This window comes from Streptomyces sp. NPDC053076 (assembly GCF_044546845.1).
In the GTDB taxonomy this organism is placed as follows: Bacteria; Actinomycetota; Actinomycetes; order Streptomycetales; family Streptomycetaceae; genus Streptomyces.
The window spans coordinates 460,200-475,140 of record NZ_JBITZL010000002.1 but is presented as its reverse complement, the minus strand read 5'-3'; the positions used below and the strand labels follow the sequence as shown (position 1 = coordinate 475,140).

Here is a 14,941-nt window from a genome sequence, read left to right as displayed (position 1 = left end):
GGCCGTGCGTGGCGTGGCCGGGCAGGTCAGGCACCGGTGCCGCCGCCTCCCGGAACACCCGAGGCGTGCGTGATGATCTCGTCAATGAGACCGTACTCCTTGGCCTCTGCCGGGGTGAACCAGCGGTCGCGGTCGCCGTCGCGGACGATCGTCTCGACGGACTGGCCGGAGTGGAGCGCGGTCAGCTCGGACATGGTCTTCTTGGTGCGCAGCAGGTACTGGGCCTGGATCTTGATGTCCGAGACCGTACCGCCCAGGCCCGCGGAGCCCTGGTGCATCATGATGTCCGTGTGCGGCAGGGCGAAGCGCTTGCCGGCGGTGCCGCCGGTGAGCAGGAACTGGCCCATCGAGGCCGCCATGCCCATGCCGATCGTGACCACGTCGTTCGGGATGTACTGCATGGTGTCGTAGATCGCCATGCCGGCCGTCACCGAACCGCCGGGGCTGTTGATGTAGAGGTAGATGTCCTTGTCGGGGTCGGCCGCAAGGAGAAGCAGCTGTGCGGTGATCTTGTTGGCGATGTCGTCGTCAACCTGCTGGCCGAGGAAGATGATCCGCTCGCCGAGCAGCCGGTTGTAGACCTGGTCGCCGAGGCCACCACCGATGGAAGGCTCGCCGGCGGCGGAGGGCATCAGATTCGTCACGTATCCACCTGCTCGTCTTACGACGGCGCCGGGCCGTCTCACGTCGTCCTGCCGGAGGCTTGGAGGGGGGTTTCAGGAGACTCCCCTGCCCCCGTATTCATGGACCCTAACGCTCAGGTCCCTTCGGGGAATCCCGGAGATGGGAGTGTTCGCCGGGGGCGTAGCGCTCGCACGGGGGCCAGGGCGGTTCGTGGAGGGGCGGGCGGCGCCCCGCGTCGCCGGGCCGCGGGCGCGTGGTGGCGGCTGGGCGGCGCCCTGCGTCGCCGGGCCGCGGGCGCGTGGTGGCGGCGGCTGGCACTCGCGCCGCCGGGCCGCGTGCCGCATCGCCCCAGGCCCCTGCGGCCGGGCCGGCCCACCGGGGGACGACACGGGCCCCCGGGAGACACTCCCAGGGGCCCGTCCGCGTCGTCAGAGGCGCCGTAGGGCGGTTCAGCCCTCGGTGCTCTCCTCGGAGGTCTCCGACGTCTCGGCGGTGGCCGACGCCTCGGCGGCCTCGGTCTCCTCCTCGTCGTCGCCCAGGTCGACGACCTCGCCGTTGGTGTCCTTCACCGTGGCGGCCTCGACCACGACGGCCAGGGCCTTGCCACGGGCCACCTCGCCGACCAGGAGCGGCACCTGGCCGCCCTCGACGACGGCCTGGGCGAACTGGTCGGGGGACATGCCGGAGGAGGCCGCACGCCGCATGAGGTGCTCGGTGAGCTCCTCCTGGTTGACGTTCAGCTGCTCCTTCTTGACCAGCTCGTCGAGGACGAACTGGGTCTTGATGCCCTTGACCGCGGCCTCGCGGGTCTCGGTCTCGAACTCCTCGGCGGTCTTGCCCTGGATCTCCAGGTACTTGTCGAGGGTGAGGCCCATCTGGCCGAGCTGGTGGTGCTCCAGGTTGTGCTTGCGGGTGTTGATCTCGTCCTCGAGGAGCTTCTCGGGGACGGGGACCTCCACCAGCTCCAGCAGCTTCTCCAGGACGCGCTCCTGGGCCTGCGTGGCCTGGTCGAACTGCTTCATGTTGGCGAGGCGCTTACGGCTGTCGGCCTTCAGCTCCTCCAGGGTGTCGAACTCGGAGGCGAGCTGCGCGAACTCGTCGTCCAGCTCGGGCAGTTCACGGGCGGCGACCTGGGTGACCTTGACGGTGACCTCGGCCTCCTTGCCCGCGGCGGAGCCACCCTTCAGCTCGGAGGTGAAGGTGGCCTCCTCGCCGGCGGACTTGCCCTTGACGGCGTCGTCGATGCCGTCCAGCAGCTCGCCGGACCCGATGGTGTAGGAGACGCCGTTGGCGATGCCGTCCTCCAGCACCTCGCCGTCGACCTTGGCCTCCAGGTCGATGGTGACGACGTCGCCGTCCTCGGCCGCGCGCTCCACCGGGGAGGTGGAGGCGAAGCGCTCACGGAGCTGCTCGACCGACTTCTCGATGTCCTCGTCGGTGACCTCGACGGCGTCGACCTCGACCTCGATACCGGAGTAGTCCGGGATCTCCACGGCCGGGCGGACGTCGACCTCGGCGGTGAAGTTCAGCGTCTCGCCGTCCTTCAGCTCGGTGATGTCCACCTCGGGCTGGCCCAGCGGGCTCAGCTCGGCCTCGTTGACCGCCTCGGTGTAGAACTTGGGCAGCGCGTCGTTGACGGCCTCCTCCAGCACCGCACCGCGGCCGAACCGCTGGTCGATCACTCGGGCGGGGATCTTGCCCTTACGGAAGCCCTTCACCGTGACCTGCTGGTTGATCTTCTTGTACGCCGCGTCGAGGCTGTCCTTGAGCTCCTCGAAGGGCACCTCGACAGTGAGCCGAACCCGGGTCGGGTTCAGGGTCTCCACGGCGCTCTTCACGGTTCGGTCTCCTTGTGGCTGACTTCTTGGGTTCTGCCGGAGCCAGACTGGTCCGGCGGATTTCGCCGCCCGGAGGAGTTCGTAGGCCGAGTGGGCCGGGACACACGGGCGGGCAGCTTGCATAGTAACCGCAGCCGGTCAGCGCCCCAAAAGGCGATCATCCCGACGTCATGTGCCGGTGGTCGGGGTGGCGGGATTTGAACCCACGGCCTTCCGCTCCCAAAGCGGACGCGCTACCAAGCTGCGCCACACCCCGTCTGGTGCGACACGTAGGGTACATGCCCCGGCCCTTCCCGTCGGCCGTATTCCTCCAGGCGGCACGCCCGGATCGCCCGGTGCCGAAGTCGTTGGCCTCGGCGCCCGGCGACCCGCTACGATGCCTTCAGTGCCGCGGTCACCGACCTGCGGCGCCCTGCTGCGGGCGTAGCTCAATGGTAGAGCCCTAGTCTTCCAAACTAGCTACGCGGGTTCGATTCCCGTCGCCCGCTCTGTGTGCCGAAGGCCCAGGTGAGAGGTTGATCTCCTCTTCCTGGGCCTTCGGCCGTTCCGGGGGTCGCTCAGCCGTCCGTGTCCCCCGCGTGCCCCTTCGGCCGGCGACGCCGCTTCAGAGCGTTCACGATCACCCCGTCCACCGCGTCGGCGATCTCCCGTTCACGGCGGTCGGAGGTGTGCTGATAGATCAGCGCCGCACGGGTCGAGCTGTGGCCGAGCCGGGTCATCAGCTCGCGCGTGCCGGCGTTCGTCTGGGACGCCAGCGTGTTGCCCGTGTGCCGAAGATCATGAAATCGGAGCCCCTTGATGCCCGCCTCGGCGCACGCCTTGTGCCACAGCCCGTTGAAGTGGTTCCGGCGAGGTGTGGCCCCTTTCGCGCCGACGAAGACGCGACCGACGACGCCGGCCGCCCGCTCCCGCCCGAGAGGCAGTCACACAGTGCATGAGGTCAGAACACGTCGTGGCTGGGACGGTCGGCTAATGGCCCCGCCTGTAGCCCGCCGGACAACGGTCTTAAAGTCTGTGCATGCATCTGGACGAGGGACGAAGGGCCGCCGAGGCCGGGGACTGGATAGCCGCGGGGCACGCCTTCGTCCGAGCCGCCATGGAGGGCAGTGCGCAGGGCGCCGAGCTGGCGACTCGGGTAACCGTCGAACTCGTACCGCTGGCGGACAGCGGGTCGGTGGAGGCCGCCGCGCTGCTCGCCGGGATCTATCTGGAGTATTCCCACGAGTCGGCCCTGCCCATGGCCGTGCGTTATGCGCGCGCGGCGGCCGAGGCCGGGCACCCGGCCGGACAGCGCACCTACGGGTACATGCTGATGATGGGTCTCGGCGTCGAAGAGGACCGCGAGCGTGCCGCCGAGCTGTTCCGGGCGGCTGCCGAGGGCGGGGACGCCTACGGCAGGTTCAACCTCGCCCAACTGATCGACGATCCCGACGAGTCCCTACGGCTGTTCGAGGCTGCCGCGCGGGAGGGGATCGTCGTCGCCGGTGCCGTGCTCGCAGACCGGCTGTCAGCGCTGGACCGGGACGAGGAGGCACTGGGTTGGTACGTCTGGGCGGCCGAGCGCGGGCATAAAGGGGCGATGAATGCCGCCGCCTGCTGGTACCGCGACGGCTTCGGCACCGCGCCGGACCCGGTTCAGGCGGTGCGCTGGTTCTTCGTCATGCTCGCGCACGGCGACGGAGACGGCATCCACGAGGCGATCCAGCTGGCGAAGGCCGGGGCCCTGGACGAGGAGCAGATGCGCGAGGCCGGGCGGCTCGCCGGCGATCCCGGGGCGGCGGAGGCCCTGATCAGCACGGTCCTGGGTGATGGTCGGGCCTGAGGCCCTGAAAGCGCGGCGGACACCGCGCCTTCGGAGATCGACACGCACGTGTGGGTCGGCGGCCGGGAACGTGTGGTCCGGCGGCCGGGGCAGAGCACTCGCACGAGTGACGTCCCGGCTCGGCCATCCGCGGACGGTGTTCAGCTCGGGCCCGCCGGCTCCCCCACCGGGTCAGAACCTGATCGAGTTGATGGACTCCGCTATCGAGTTCAGGAAGCGGTCGATCGATGGCGCCATGCCGGTCGAGGCCAGGAAGAAACCGAAGAGGATCGCGACGATGGCGGGGCCGGCCTTGATGTTCCCCCCTCGGATCAGCACCACCAGGATGATCGCCAACAGCAGCACCACAGACAGTGAAATGGCCACAACTGATCACACCCTCGGTCGGTCCGCTCTCCCGGCCCGGAGGTACGGCCCGCGCACCCCCGCCAGAACCATCGTGCCACCAACCCGGCCGCCGTATGCGGCTCGTGACACAACGTCGGACGACGACCCGGTTCGGGCGATCTTCCGCACAGTAATTCGAGCGGCCACCCACACGTGACTCACCGATGAATTACGCGACTTCGTTTCCGTGTCCACACATCTTGTGCGCAGGTAATTCGAATTGACGGCACAGGGGTCACGTATGCCCCAATTAGTCAGGATCAATCGGGACATCAAGGGCGAACTGGCGACCCGCGTGTGCGCACCATCACGTGAACACGGGAGGCAAGTTCGGTAAATCAATGGGCATCCGAACGCGATAACCAGGAATGACCGGGACGTTTTACGAAATCCCTCGGCCGGCGCTAGGGTGCCTGAGATGTTTGACGCCGCCTCGTCCCCCGGCCAGAACCGCAGGCCGCTCCCCCCGGCACAGTCGCCGGCGGACGGAGTGCCCGGTCCGCGTACCCCGATGAGTACGCAGGAGCAGCCGCAGCGGCAGACGGCGCCCGACAGACCCGGCAGACAGCGCGACGCGTTCTTCGACAACGCCAAGTACCTGGCCATCGTGCTCGTCGCGATGGGCCACTCGTGGGAGCCGCTGAAGGACGACAGCCGGATCCTGGAGGCCGCGTACACCGTCGTGTACGGCTTCCACATGCCGGCGTTCATCCTCATCTCCGGCTACTTCTCGCGCAGTTTCGACATGCGCCCGGACCGGCTGAAGCGGCTCATCACCGGAGTCGCCGTGCCGTACGTCCTGTTCGAGACGGCGTACCCGCTCTTCAAGAACCTCGTCACCGGCTCCCACGAGGACATCAGCCTTCTCGACCCCTGGTATCTGACCTGGTTCCTGGTCGCCCTGTTCGTCTGGCGGCTGACCACGCCCGTCTGGAAACTGATGCGCCGGCCGCTGCCGGTGGCCCTGGCCATCGCCATGCTGGCGACCGTCAGCCCGGACATCGGTGACGACCTCGATCTCCAGCGCGTCCTGCAGTTCCTGCCGTACTTCGTGCTCGGCCTGTGCATGAAGGCCGAGCACTTCCAGCTGGCGCGCCGCCGTTGGGTGCGGATCGCCTCGGTGCCGGTGTTCGGGGCGGCGCTGGCGTTCGGCTGGTGGGCGGTGCCGCGCATGAGCACCGGGTGGTTCTACCACCGTGACTCGGCACAGGAGCTGGGCGCCCCCTGGTGGTGCGGCCCGGTGATGACGCTCGCGATAATGGGCTGCTCGCTGGCGCTGACGGCCTGCTTCTTCGCCTGGGTGCCGGGCCGGAAGACGTGGTTCACGGCGCTCGGCGGGGGCACGCTCTACGGCTACCTGCTGCACGGCTTTCTGGTGAAGTTCGGCGACTACCGCGGCTGGTTCGAGCACTCCTGGCTGCACCGTCCGTTCGGCGAGATCCTGGTGACCGTGCTCGCCGCGGCCGCCGTCACGGTGCTGTGCACGCGGCCGGTGCAGCGTGTCTTCCGCTTCGCGATGGAGCCGAGGATGGAGTGGGCGTTCCGGCAGGACGCGGCCGGCCTGGCCCGCGAGCGGCACCGGCAGCGGGAGAAGGTCAGCGCCTAGCCGGGTCCGGTTCGGGGTCCGGTTCCGGTTCCACGCCGAGAAGTGCGCGCATCCGTGCGTACTTCTCGGTCAGCCGCTTCCGGGTCGGCTCGTCGAGCACCGCGAGGCGCCGCGGATCGGCGTTGTGCGCCAGGTCGGCCCGCTTCACCAGCAGCGCGCCGGGGGTGGCGAGGATCCGGTCGGCGTACGCCTCCGGCGGCTCGCCGGGCCGCTTGGTGAGGGCCCGCACGACGGCCTTGGTGCGCTCGGTGAGGGCGGCCGTGGCCAGCCATTCCTCGCTCAGCGCGGCGTCCTCCACGGAGTCGTGCAGCCAGGCCGCCGCGATCTGCTCCGGGTCGCCGCCGCGGACGCGGACGCCCTCGGCGACGGCCGCGAGGTGCTCGGCGTACGGCCGTCCGGCCTTGTCGCTCTGGCCGTCATGGGCGGCTCGGGCGAGGGCCTCGACCTCGGCGAGGGTGAGGTGGGTCATGCCCTCAGTGTCTCCTGCCGGGGTGCGAGGCGGAGGGGTTTCGCCTGCCCGCGGCCCGAGGGCGGGGGGACGCGCGGCGGGAGCGCGGGCAACCGGGCCTCCAGCCCCCTCCGCCCACGGCCGCGCGGCATCCCGGGGCATCACCGCCGCCGACCCCGCCTTCTGATTCAGCGGGGGAACCGGGCGTCCGCCCCCTCCGCCCACGGCCGGGCGAGGGCGTCATCTGCGCCGTCCCCGCCTTCGGCTCAGCGGGCGGCGGCCGCCTCGCGGCAGATCAGCAGCAGCGCCCGGTCGTCGTTGACGTCCTTGGCGACCGCTTCGATGAGATGCCAGGCGGCGCCGTGGAAGCCCCCGGCCACATAGCGGTCGGCCTCGCCGGTGAGCCGGTCGATGCCCTCCACGATGTCCCGGTCGGAGGTCTCCACCAGTCCGTCCGTGAACAGCATCAACACGTCCCCGGGGCGCAGCGAGCCCTTCACGGGGTCGAACTGGGCGCCGTCGTACACACCGAGCAGCGGACCCTCGGCCACCTTCTCCTCCCAGCGCCCGCTGCCCGCGCTCAGCTGGAGCCCCGGCGGATGGCCGGCGGAGTACAGCTCGTAGTCCCCGGAGTCCAGGTCCAGGACCAGGTGGATGGAGGTGGCGAAGCCCTCGTCCCAGTCCTGGCGGAGCAGATAGCCGTTGGCGGCCGGCAGGAAGGCGTGCGGGGGCAGGGAGCCGACGAGACCGCCGAAGGCGCCGGACAGCAGCAGGGCGCGCGAGCCGGCGTCCATGCCCTTGCCGGACACGTCGGTCAGCACGACCTCCAGCGTCCGGCCGCCGTTCGTGCGGGACGCGACGACGAAGTCACCGGAGAAGGACTGGCCGCCCGCCGGGCGCAGTGCCATCTCGTGATGCCAGCCCTTGGGCAGCTTCGGCAGCTTGCTCTGCACCCGGATCCGCTCGCGCAGGTCGAACAGCATGGTGCCGCCGCGCCGCCAGGGCACGCCGACCCGGCTGCGGAACTGCGCGGTCAGCAGCCCGAAGAAGCCGCACGCGGCGACCACCAGGACGATGCCCGGGGTGACCCGGGAGGGCCCCTCGGTGTACGGGCCGAGCCGCACCGACTCCACGATCAGCGCGGTGGCCGCCGCCGCGTACAGGCCGAGCAGGCTCGCCGGGCGCAGCAGCAGACCGCCGGCGACGATCGGCAGCACCAGGGTGGCCGGGGAGCACCACACCGATTCGAGGAGCGTCATGGCCGCGAGGACCGGGACGGTCAGCAGCAGCCCGGCGAAGGCGATCCAGTCGGAGCCGTCGCCACGGAAGTAGTCCACGGCGCTTCTGCGCATGCCGACGCGGGCCCGGTGCCACTGCATCTTCCACCGGGCCGTGAACTTCTCGGCCTTCGCTCGCCGCTGTCGTCCTGCTGCCATCAGTTCGGGACCCTATCCAGCCGACCGGCCGCTTGGCACGGGAGGTCCCACTTGTCCCCCGCGCGAGGTTCCGCTTCGGCGTTCGTCCGGCTGGTCGTAGCGCGCACCGGCGGGGGGAAATTCGCTGGCTCGTCCCCCTACGCCCTGATAGGCATGGCCCATGGGGACTGAGCACGGAACCGAGTTGAAGAGGCTGCGCCCGGAGGAGTTCGACCGGTGGTGGGACCACCTGTTCCGTGCCTTCGGCGGCGGCCCCGCCTCGTCCGAGGAACGCGAACTGGACAAGTCGGTCACCGAGTTCGACCGCTCCCTGGCCGTCTGGGACGGGGACACGCTCGTGGGCACGTCCGGGGCCTTCAGCTTCCGGATGACCGTGCCGGGCGGGGCGGTGGTGCCCACCGCCGGCGTGACGATGGTCAGCGTGGCCGCGACGCACCGGCGGCGCGGGGTGCTGACCTCGATGATGCGGCGGCTGCTGGACGACGCGCGCGCCAAGGGGGAGCCACTGGCCGCGCTGTTCGCCTCCGAGCCCGCGATCTACGGCCGCTACGGGTACGGCTCGGCGACCTTCCAGCTCAGCGCCGAGATCGACACCGGCCGGGTGACACTGGCACTGCCCGAGGGCACCGACGAGGTGCGCGTGCGCTACGCGCCGCCCGCCGACGTCCTCGACGAGTGCGAGGCGGTGTACGCGGCCCTGGTGCCCCACCGCCCCGGCATGCTGGCGCGACAGCCCGGCTGGGAGCGGGCCGGTCTGCTGGACCCGGAGAGCGGGCGGGACGGGGCGTCGGCCCTGCAGTGCGTGCTGACCGAACGGGACGGCGAGGTCACCGGGTACGCGCGCTTCCGCACCAAGATGGGCTGGGGGCCGAGCGGTCACGACGGCACGGTGACCCTGGAGAGCCTGGCCGCGCTCGATCCGGCGAGCGAGGCCGCGCTGTGGCGTTTCCTGTTCGGCATCGACCTGATGACGACGCTGAAGCTGCGGAGCCGGCCGGTCGACGACGCCTGGCAGCACCTGGTCTCCGACATCCGCCGCTGCCGGGTGCAGTCGAGGGACGCCGGGTACGTCCGTCTCGTGGACGTGGGCGCGGCCCTGTCGGCCCGCACGTATCCGGCACCCGTCGACGTCGTCTTCGAGGTCGAGGACGCCTTCTGCCCGTGGAACACGGGGCGTTGGCGGCTGACGGGCGACCCGAAGGGCGCGTCGTGCGAGCGTACGACCGACGCGGCCGATCTCGCGCTGTCCGCACGGGAGCTGGGAGCGGCCTACCTGGGCGGGGTGACCCTGCTGTCGCTGGCGGCGGCCGGGCGGGTGCGGGAGCTGCGGCCGGGGGCACTGGCGGAGGCGTCGGTGGCGTTCGGCTCACCGGTGGCCCCGTGGCTGCCCCACGGCTTCTAGGGAACGCGCCCGCCGATCACGGTTCCTGGCAGCCGGGGCACCAGAAGAGGTTGCGGGCGGCGAGGCCGGCGGTGCGGATCTCGTCGCCGCAGACGAGGCAGGGCAGGTTCGCGCGGCGGTAGACGTACACCTCGCCGCCGTGGTCGTCCACGCGGGGTGGGCGGCCCATCGCCTCCGGGGTGTGCTCGGGGCGGACGGTGTCGATCCGGTTGTTCCGCACGCCCTCCCGCATCAGCTCGACCAGGTCGGCCCAGAGGGCGTCCCACTCGGCCGGGGTGATGTCCCGGCCCGCACGGTACGGGTCGATGCCGTGCCGGAAGAGCACCTCGGCGCGGTAGACGTTGCCGACGCCGGCGACGACGTTCTGGTCCATGAGGAGCGCGGCGATGGTCGTACGGCTGCGGGAGATCCGCCGGTACGCCGCGCCCGGGTCGGCGTCCGCGCGCAGCGGGTCGGGGCCGAGCCGGGCGTGGATCGCGGTCTTCTCGGCGTCCGTGATGAGGGCGCAGGTGGTCGGGCCGCGCAGATCGACGTACGCCGTGGCGTTCGCGAGCCGGAGCCGGACGGTGTCCGTCGGCGGGGGCGCGGGGGCGTCACCGAAGCCGACCTTGCCGAAGAGGCCGAGGTGGATGTGGACCCACTCGGCGGCCCGGAAGCCCAGGAAGAGGTGCTTGCCGTGGGCCTCGGTGGCGGTCAGCTCGGTGCCGTCCAGGAGGACGGCGGCGTCGGAGAACTTGCCCTGGGGGCTGGTGACCCGGGGGGCCGTGCCCGAGAAGCGGTCGGCGTAGTCGTGCGCCAGCCGGTGAATCGTGTGCCCCTCTGGCACCGTTCCCTGTTCCTTCCAGCCCCCCGGGGGAGAGCTCAGTCCTGCTGCGGGTGGTGGGCCGGGATCGGGGGGAGGTCGCCCGTGGTCTCGTACGCCGACAGCATGTCGATGCGGCGGACGTGGCGCTCGTCACCGGAGAACGGGGTGTTCAGGAAGACCTCGACGAACTTGGTCGACTCCTCCGTGCTGTGCATACGCGCACCCACGGCCACCACGTTGGCGTTGTTGTGCTGGCGGCCGAGCGCCGCCGTCTCCTCGCTCCAGGCCAGCGCGGCGCGCACGCCCTTCACCTTGTTCGCGGCGATCTGCTCACCGTTGCCGGAACCGCCGATCACGATGCCGAGGGCGTCCGGGTCCGCCGCCGCCTTCTCCGCGGCGCGCAGGCAGAACGGCGGATAGTCGTCCTGGGCGTCGTAGATGTGGGGCCCGCAGTCGACGGGCTCGTGGCCGGCGGTCTTCAGCCACTCGACGAGGTGGTTCTTCAGTTCGTAGCCCGCATGGTCCGAGCCGAGATACACGCGCATGCCACGAGTGTGACACGGCTGTTCCGGGGCAGCAGCCCCGGGTGTGGACGCGGAATCCACGGCCAAAATGTGAGCCAGACCATAGAACCTCAAGGGAACCTCAAGTAACGATACGGAATCAGAGGTTCCCGAATTCGTTCGCCTCGGATTCACTGGACCGACTCGTACACCGCTCGTGCGATGTCCCGTACCCAGCCCCACAACGGCACCCCCGCTCGTACGGGAAACGCTCCACCGGCGCAAAGGAAATCCGTCCATGACCCCTGGTTCCGGACTTCAAGCAGGCCTCAAGAACCGCCATCTCACGATGATCGCCATCGGAGGTGTGATCGGTGCCGGACTCTTCGTCGGCTCCAGCTCGGGCATCGCCACGGCGGGCCCCGGCATCCTGCTGTCCTACGCCCTCGTCGGCACCCTCGTCGTCCTCGTGATGCGGATGCTCGGCGAGATGTCCGCTGCCAACCCCACCTCCGGCTCCTTCTCCGCGCACGCCGACCGTGCCCTCGGCCGCTGGGCCGGGTTCTCCATCGGCTGGCTGTACTGGTTCTTCTGGGTCGTCGTGCTCGCCGTCGAGGCGACCGCCGGCGCCAAGATCCTCGAAGGCTGGGTCCCGGCCGTCCCGCAATGGGGCTGGGCGCTGATCGTGATGTTCGTCCTGACCGCCACCAACCTGGTCTCCGTCGGTTCCTACGGCGAGTTCGAGTTCTGGTTCGCCGGTATCAAGGTCGTGGCGATCGGCGCGTTCATCGTCGTCGGCCTGCTGGCCGTGTTCGGCGTGCTGCCGGGCGTGCACGCCGACAAGGCGAGCTTCGGCAACCTGACCGGCGAGGGCGGCTTCCTGCCACACGGTCCGGGCGCGATCCTCACCGGTGTTCTGCTGGTCGTCTTCTCCTTCATGGGCAGCGAGATCGCCACCCTGGCGGCCGGCGAGTCCGAGGACCCGCAGAAGGCGGTCACCAAGTCCACCAACAGCATCATCTGGCGTATCGGCGTCTTCTACCTGGGCTCGATCCTCGTCGTGGTCTCGCTGCTGCCGTGGAACGACCCGTCCATCAAGAAGGACGGCTCCTACGTCGCCGCGCTGAACTCCCTCGGCATCGCGCACGCCGGCGAGGTCATGAACGTCATCGTGCTGACCTCGGTGCTGTCCTGCCTCAACTCCGGCCTCTACACGGCCTCCCGGATGGCCTTCTCGCTCGGCCAGCGCGGTGACGCGCCCAAGGCGTTCGCCCGCACCACCTCCCGCGGTGTTCCGCGGACCGCGATCCTCGCCTCGGTCGTCTTCGGCTTCGTGGCGGTCTTCTTCAACTACCAGTACCCGGACACCGTCTTCCTCTTCCTGCTCAACTCCAGCGGCGCGGTGGCCCTGTTCGTGTGGCTGGCCATCTGCTTCTCGCAGCTGCGGATGCGGAAGATCCTCCAGCGCGAGGCACCGGAGAAGCTCGTCGTGAAGATGTGGCTGTACCCGTACCTGACCTGGGCGACGGCCGCGATGATCGTGTTCGTCCTGGTCTACATGCTGTTCGACACCGAACACGACGGCCGGGAGACGGTGCTGCTGTCCCTGCTGGTCGCGGCGGTCGTGCTGGTGATCTCGGCGGTGAAGCAGAAGCTCCAGGCGAACCGTCCGGCCCCCGCCGCCGAGGCCCCGGCCGACAAGGTCTCCATCGGCTGATCCGGTCCCGGACCGGACCGTCCGCAGCGGACTCCGCCACAACGCACATGGCCGCACAACCTGACGAAGGTGTCAGGGTGTGCGGCCATGCCGCGTTCCGCGGACCTACGGCGTGGGTGCCTAGCGCTCGCCGGCGAACTTCCAGGCGGTGGGCAGCACGCCCATCGCCAGCACGGCCTTGAGGGCGTCACCGATCAGGAACGGGGTGAGGCCGGCCGCGATCGCCTCGGACGCGGACATGTGGGCCGCCAGCGCCAGGTAGGGCACGCCGACCGCGTAGATGACGGCCTCGCCGAGGATCATCGTGCCGGCCATACGCAGCGGGGAGCGGTCGGCGCCGCGGCGGGCCAGGGCGCCGACGAGGGCGGAGGCGAGCAGCATGCCGAGGATGTAGCCGAAGGAGACCATGCCCGCGCCGGAGTCGCCGTTCGCGAACCAGGGCATGCCGGCCACACCGGCGACCGCGTAGAGAGCGAGGGAGGCGAAGCCGCGGCGGGCGCCGAGGGTGGTGCCGACGAGCAGTGCGGCGAAGGTCTGGCCGGTCACCGGCACCGGGGAGCCGGGGACCGGCACCGACAGCTGGGCCGCGAGGCCGGTGAGCGCGGCGCCGCCGACGACGAGGGCGGCATCGCGGACGCGGGAGGACGGCAGCAGGTCGGCGAGGACTGCGCCGGGGCGGGCGACGGCGGTGGCGGTGGCGGTGCTCATGGGGACTCCGCGGGTGACGAGTACATGCTGGGACACGGTGACGCTATCCCAGCCGACTCGGGCCGATCACCGTCAGCGCTCGACAAAGGACGGAGCGAGAGCTTCGTGGGCTCCGGACAAAGACCGCCGGTCACACCGGGCGGGGCGTGACACTGATCACTGAGGCAGGGACGTTTCCCTCACGCGGTGCGGGCGCCGCGGGCTGTGCGGTTTCGCCAAACGAACCCTGGTCGTCTGGTCGGATTCACCTCTCCTGCCCTACTCTTCCAGCCATGGTCGCCCAGTCCCGGTACCTCACCTCGCGTCGCTATGTCGACCTGCGACGCCAGGGCACGGCCACCTGTCGCCGTCCGGGGTAGGGGCGGGCTCTTCGGCGCGCCTCGCCCGCTTTCGAGTCTCCGAGACGTGTCGGCCCCGTTCCCGAGGACGGTCCTCCATGCCCCGTACCGCGCTTCCCGCCCTTGCCTCCCCCGTCCCGCGTGCCGCCGACAGCGACCGGCGGCGCACCAGTGCCAGCGTCGTGCTGCGGTCCGTGCTGGAGCACGGACCGGTGGCCCGCAGCACCATCGCCCGGCTGACCGGGCTGTCGCCGGCGTCGGTGACCGAGCACTGTGCCCGGCTCGCCGAGCGGGGCCTGATCCGGGAGTCCGCCGCGGCCCGCCGCTCGAACGGGGTGGGCCGGCCGCACGTCCCGCTGGACCTGGACGACAGCCGCTTCCTGGTCGCCGGGGTGCACGTGGCCGTGCCGTACACCACGGTGGCGCTGCTGGACCTACGCGGCCGGGTGGTGGCCCGGCAGGAGCTGCGGCACGGGGGGACCGAGCCCGGCCGGGTGCTGGCGCGGGCCGCCGACGGCCTCGCGGGGCTGCTCGCCGAGGTGCCGGACCGCCGTCCGCTGGGGGTCGGGGTGGCGGTGGGCGGCTGGGTGGACCGGGAGACCGGCACCGTGATCGAGCACGGGTTGCTGGGCTGGCGGGAAGTGCCCGTGCGGGAGCTGCTCGGCGCCCGCACGGGTCTGCCGGTCCAGGTGGACGGCCACGCACGGGCGTTGGTGAACGGGGAGCGGCTGTTCGGGCGGGCCCGGGGCAGCCGCAGCGTGCTGCACCTGTTCGTGGGCAACATGGTCGACGCGGCCTTCGCGACCAATGACGAGGTGCACCACGGTCCGCGCTCGGCGGCCGGGGCGATCGCCCATCTGCCGGTGCCGGGCGGCACCGAGCCGTGCGCGTGCGGCCGTACCGGCTGCCTCCAGGCGGAGTTGAGCGAGCGGACGCTGTGCCGGCGGGCCCGGGCGGCCGGGGTGACCGACTCGGCCAATCCGATGCATGTGGTGGCCGCGGCGGCGGGCGGGGACGCGGTGGCCCGGCGGCTGCTGGTGGACCGGGCGCGGATGACCGGGCGGGCGGCCGGGCTGCTGCTGGACGTGCTGAACCCGGAGACCGTCGTGGTGACCGAGGTGGGCGTCATGCACTTCGAGGACTGCCTGAACGCGCTGCGGGAAGCGGCCGGAGACAGCCGTGCGGCGTCCGTACTGCCGACGAGTTTCCCGGATTCGGTACTGGCGGTGGCGGGTGGATCCGTCATGTTCGACGTGCTGTTCCGGGATCCGCTGAGTGCGTCACCTGAGCCTATTTAATTCAGAAAC

14 protein-coding genes and 2 tRNA genes are annotated in these 14,941 nt (G+C 70.7%); 6 read left to right on the top strand and 10 right to left on the bottom strand.

Features of this window, described 5'->3' with window-relative positions:
* Nucleotides 1–26: 26 nt before the first annotated feature.
* The 3 genes from ACIGYR_RS09420 to ACIGYR_RS09410 all read right to left on the bottom strand — a co-directional run bounded on the left by ACIGYR_RS09420 (nucleotide 27) and on the right by ACIGYR_RS09410 (nucleotide 2,718).
* Nucleotides 27–632, bottom strand: coding sequence for an ATP-dependent Clp protease proteolytic subunit (locus ACIGYR_RS09420; RefSeq protein ID WP_202516528.1), 606 nt, complete (start codon nucleotides 630–632; stop codon nucleotides 27–29).
* Between the two features lie 441 nt (nucleotides 633–1,073).
* Entirely contained in the window at nucleotides 1,074–2,462 is a 1,389-nt protein-coding gene (tig, locus tag ACIGYR_RS09415) for a trigger factor (protein ID WP_399596022.1), read from the bottom strand.
* 179 nt (nucleotides 2,463–2,641) lie between these two features.
* Nucleotides 2,642–2,718 (bottom strand) — tRNA-Pro (locus tag ACIGYR_RS09410).
* 161 nt (nucleotides 2,719–2,879) lie between these two features.
* On the opposite strand from ACIGYR_RS09410, the gene ACIGYR_RS09405 reads away from it, so the two are divergent.
* Nucleotides 2,880–2,950 (top strand) — tRNA-Gly (locus tag ACIGYR_RS09405).
* Between the two features lie 69 nt (nucleotides 2,951–3,019).
* Here ACIGYR_RS09405 and ACIGYR_RS09400 read toward each other — a convergent pair.
* Nucleotides 3,020–3,385: a tyrosine-type recombinase/integrase gene (locus tag ACIGYR_RS09400; protein ID WP_399596524.1), complete on the bottom strand. Its 366-nt coding sequence runs from the start codon at nucleotides 3,383–3,385 to the stop codon at nucleotides 3,020–3,022.
* Between the two features lie 95 nt (nucleotides 3,386–3,480).
* On the opposite strand from ACIGYR_RS09400, the gene ACIGYR_RS09395 reads away from it, so the two are divergent.
* Nucleotides 3,481–4,284, top strand: coding sequence for a tetratricopeptide repeat protein (locus tag ACIGYR_RS09395; protein WP_399596023.1), 804 nt, complete (start codon nucleotides 3,481–3,483; stop codon nucleotides 4,282–4,284).
* A gap of 171 nt (nucleotides 4,285–4,455) precedes the next feature.
* On the opposite strand, the gene ACIGYR_RS09390 is transcribed toward ACIGYR_RS09395, so the two are convergent.
* On the bottom strand, nucleotides 4,456–4,650 hold the full coding sequence (locus ACIGYR_RS09390; RefSeq protein ID WP_030345093.1) for a hypothetical protein: 195 nt from the start codon (nucleotides 4,648–4,650) through the stop codon (nucleotides 4,456–4,458).
* 532 nt (nucleotides 4,651–5,182) lie between these two features.
* Between ACIGYR_RS09390 and ACIGYR_RS09385 the strand changes: the two genes are divergently transcribed.
* Entirely contained in the window at nucleotides 5,183–6,277 is a 1,095-nt protein-coding gene (locus tag ACIGYR_RS09385; protein WP_399596025.1) for an acyltransferase family protein, read from the top strand.
* On the opposite strand, the gene ACIGYR_RS09380 is transcribed toward ACIGYR_RS09385, so the two are convergent.
* Complete coding sequence (locus tag ACIGYR_RS09380) at nucleotides 6,267–6,746, bottom strand: HD domain-containing protein (RefSeq protein ID WP_399596026.1); 480 nt, start codon at nucleotides 6,744–6,746, stop codon at nucleotides 6,267–6,269. The genes ACIGYR_RS09385 and ACIGYR_RS09380 overlap by 11 nt on opposite strands.
* Before the next feature lie 245 nt (nucleotides 6,747–6,991).
* On the bottom strand, nucleotides 6,992–8,161 hold the full coding sequence (locus tag ACIGYR_RS09375; protein ID WP_399596027.1) for a PP2C family protein-serine/threonine phosphatase: 1,170 nt from the start codon (nucleotides 8,159–8,161) through the stop codon (nucleotides 6,992–6,994).
* A gap of 160 nt (nucleotides 8,162–8,321) precedes the next feature.
* On the opposite strand from ACIGYR_RS09375, the gene ACIGYR_RS09370 reads away from it, so the two are divergent.
* Entirely contained in the window at nucleotides 8,322–9,563 is a 1,242-nt protein-coding gene (locus tag ACIGYR_RS09370; protein ID WP_399596028.1) for a GNAT family N-acetyltransferase, read from the top strand.
* A 16-nt stretch (nucleotides 9,564–9,579) separates the two neighbouring features.
* Here ACIGYR_RS09370 and ACIGYR_RS09365 read toward each other — a convergent pair whose 3' ends face one another.
* The gene (locus ACIGYR_RS09365; protein WP_399596029.1) at nucleotides 9,580–10,389 is read right to left on the bottom strand and encodes an Fpg/Nei family DNA glycosylase; all 810 of its coding nucleotides are present in this window, start codon (nucleotides 10,387–10,389) and stop codon (nucleotides 9,580–9,582) included.
* A gap of 35 nt (nucleotides 10,390–10,424) precedes the next feature.
* Complete coding sequence (locus ACIGYR_RS09360; RefSeq protein WP_399596030.1) at nucleotides 10,425–10,913, bottom strand: ribose-5-phosphate isomerase; 489 nt, start codon at nucleotides 10,911–10,913, stop codon at nucleotides 10,425–10,427.
* A 256-nt stretch (nucleotides 10,914–11,169) separates the two neighbouring features.
* Here ACIGYR_RS09360 and ACIGYR_RS09355 point away from each other — a divergent pair, with 256 nt between their 5' ends.
* The gene (locus tag ACIGYR_RS09355; protein WP_399596032.1) at nucleotides 11,170–12,588 is read left to right on the top strand and encodes an amino acid permease; all 1,419 of its coding nucleotides are present in this window, start codon (nucleotides 11,170–11,172) and stop codon (nucleotides 12,586–12,588) included.
* A gap of 120 nt (nucleotides 12,589–12,708) precedes the next feature.
* Here ACIGYR_RS09355 and ACIGYR_RS09350 read toward each other — a convergent pair whose 3' ends face one another.
* Nucleotides 12,709–13,296 (bottom strand): biotin transporter BioY, encoded by a 588-nt coding sequence (locus ACIGYR_RS09350; protein ID WP_399596033.1) that lies wholly within the window; start codon nucleotides 13,294–13,296, stop codon nucleotides 12,709–12,711.
* A 436-nt stretch (nucleotides 13,297–13,732) separates the two neighbouring features.
* Here ACIGYR_RS09350 and ACIGYR_RS09345 point away from each other — a divergent pair, with 436 nt between their 5' ends.
* On the top strand, nucleotides 13,733–14,932 hold the full coding sequence (locus ACIGYR_RS09345) for an ROK family protein (protein WP_399596035.1): 1,200 nt from the start codon (nucleotides 13,733–13,735) through the stop codon (nucleotides 14,930–14,932).
* Nucleotides 14,933–14,941: the final 9 nt, after the last annotated feature.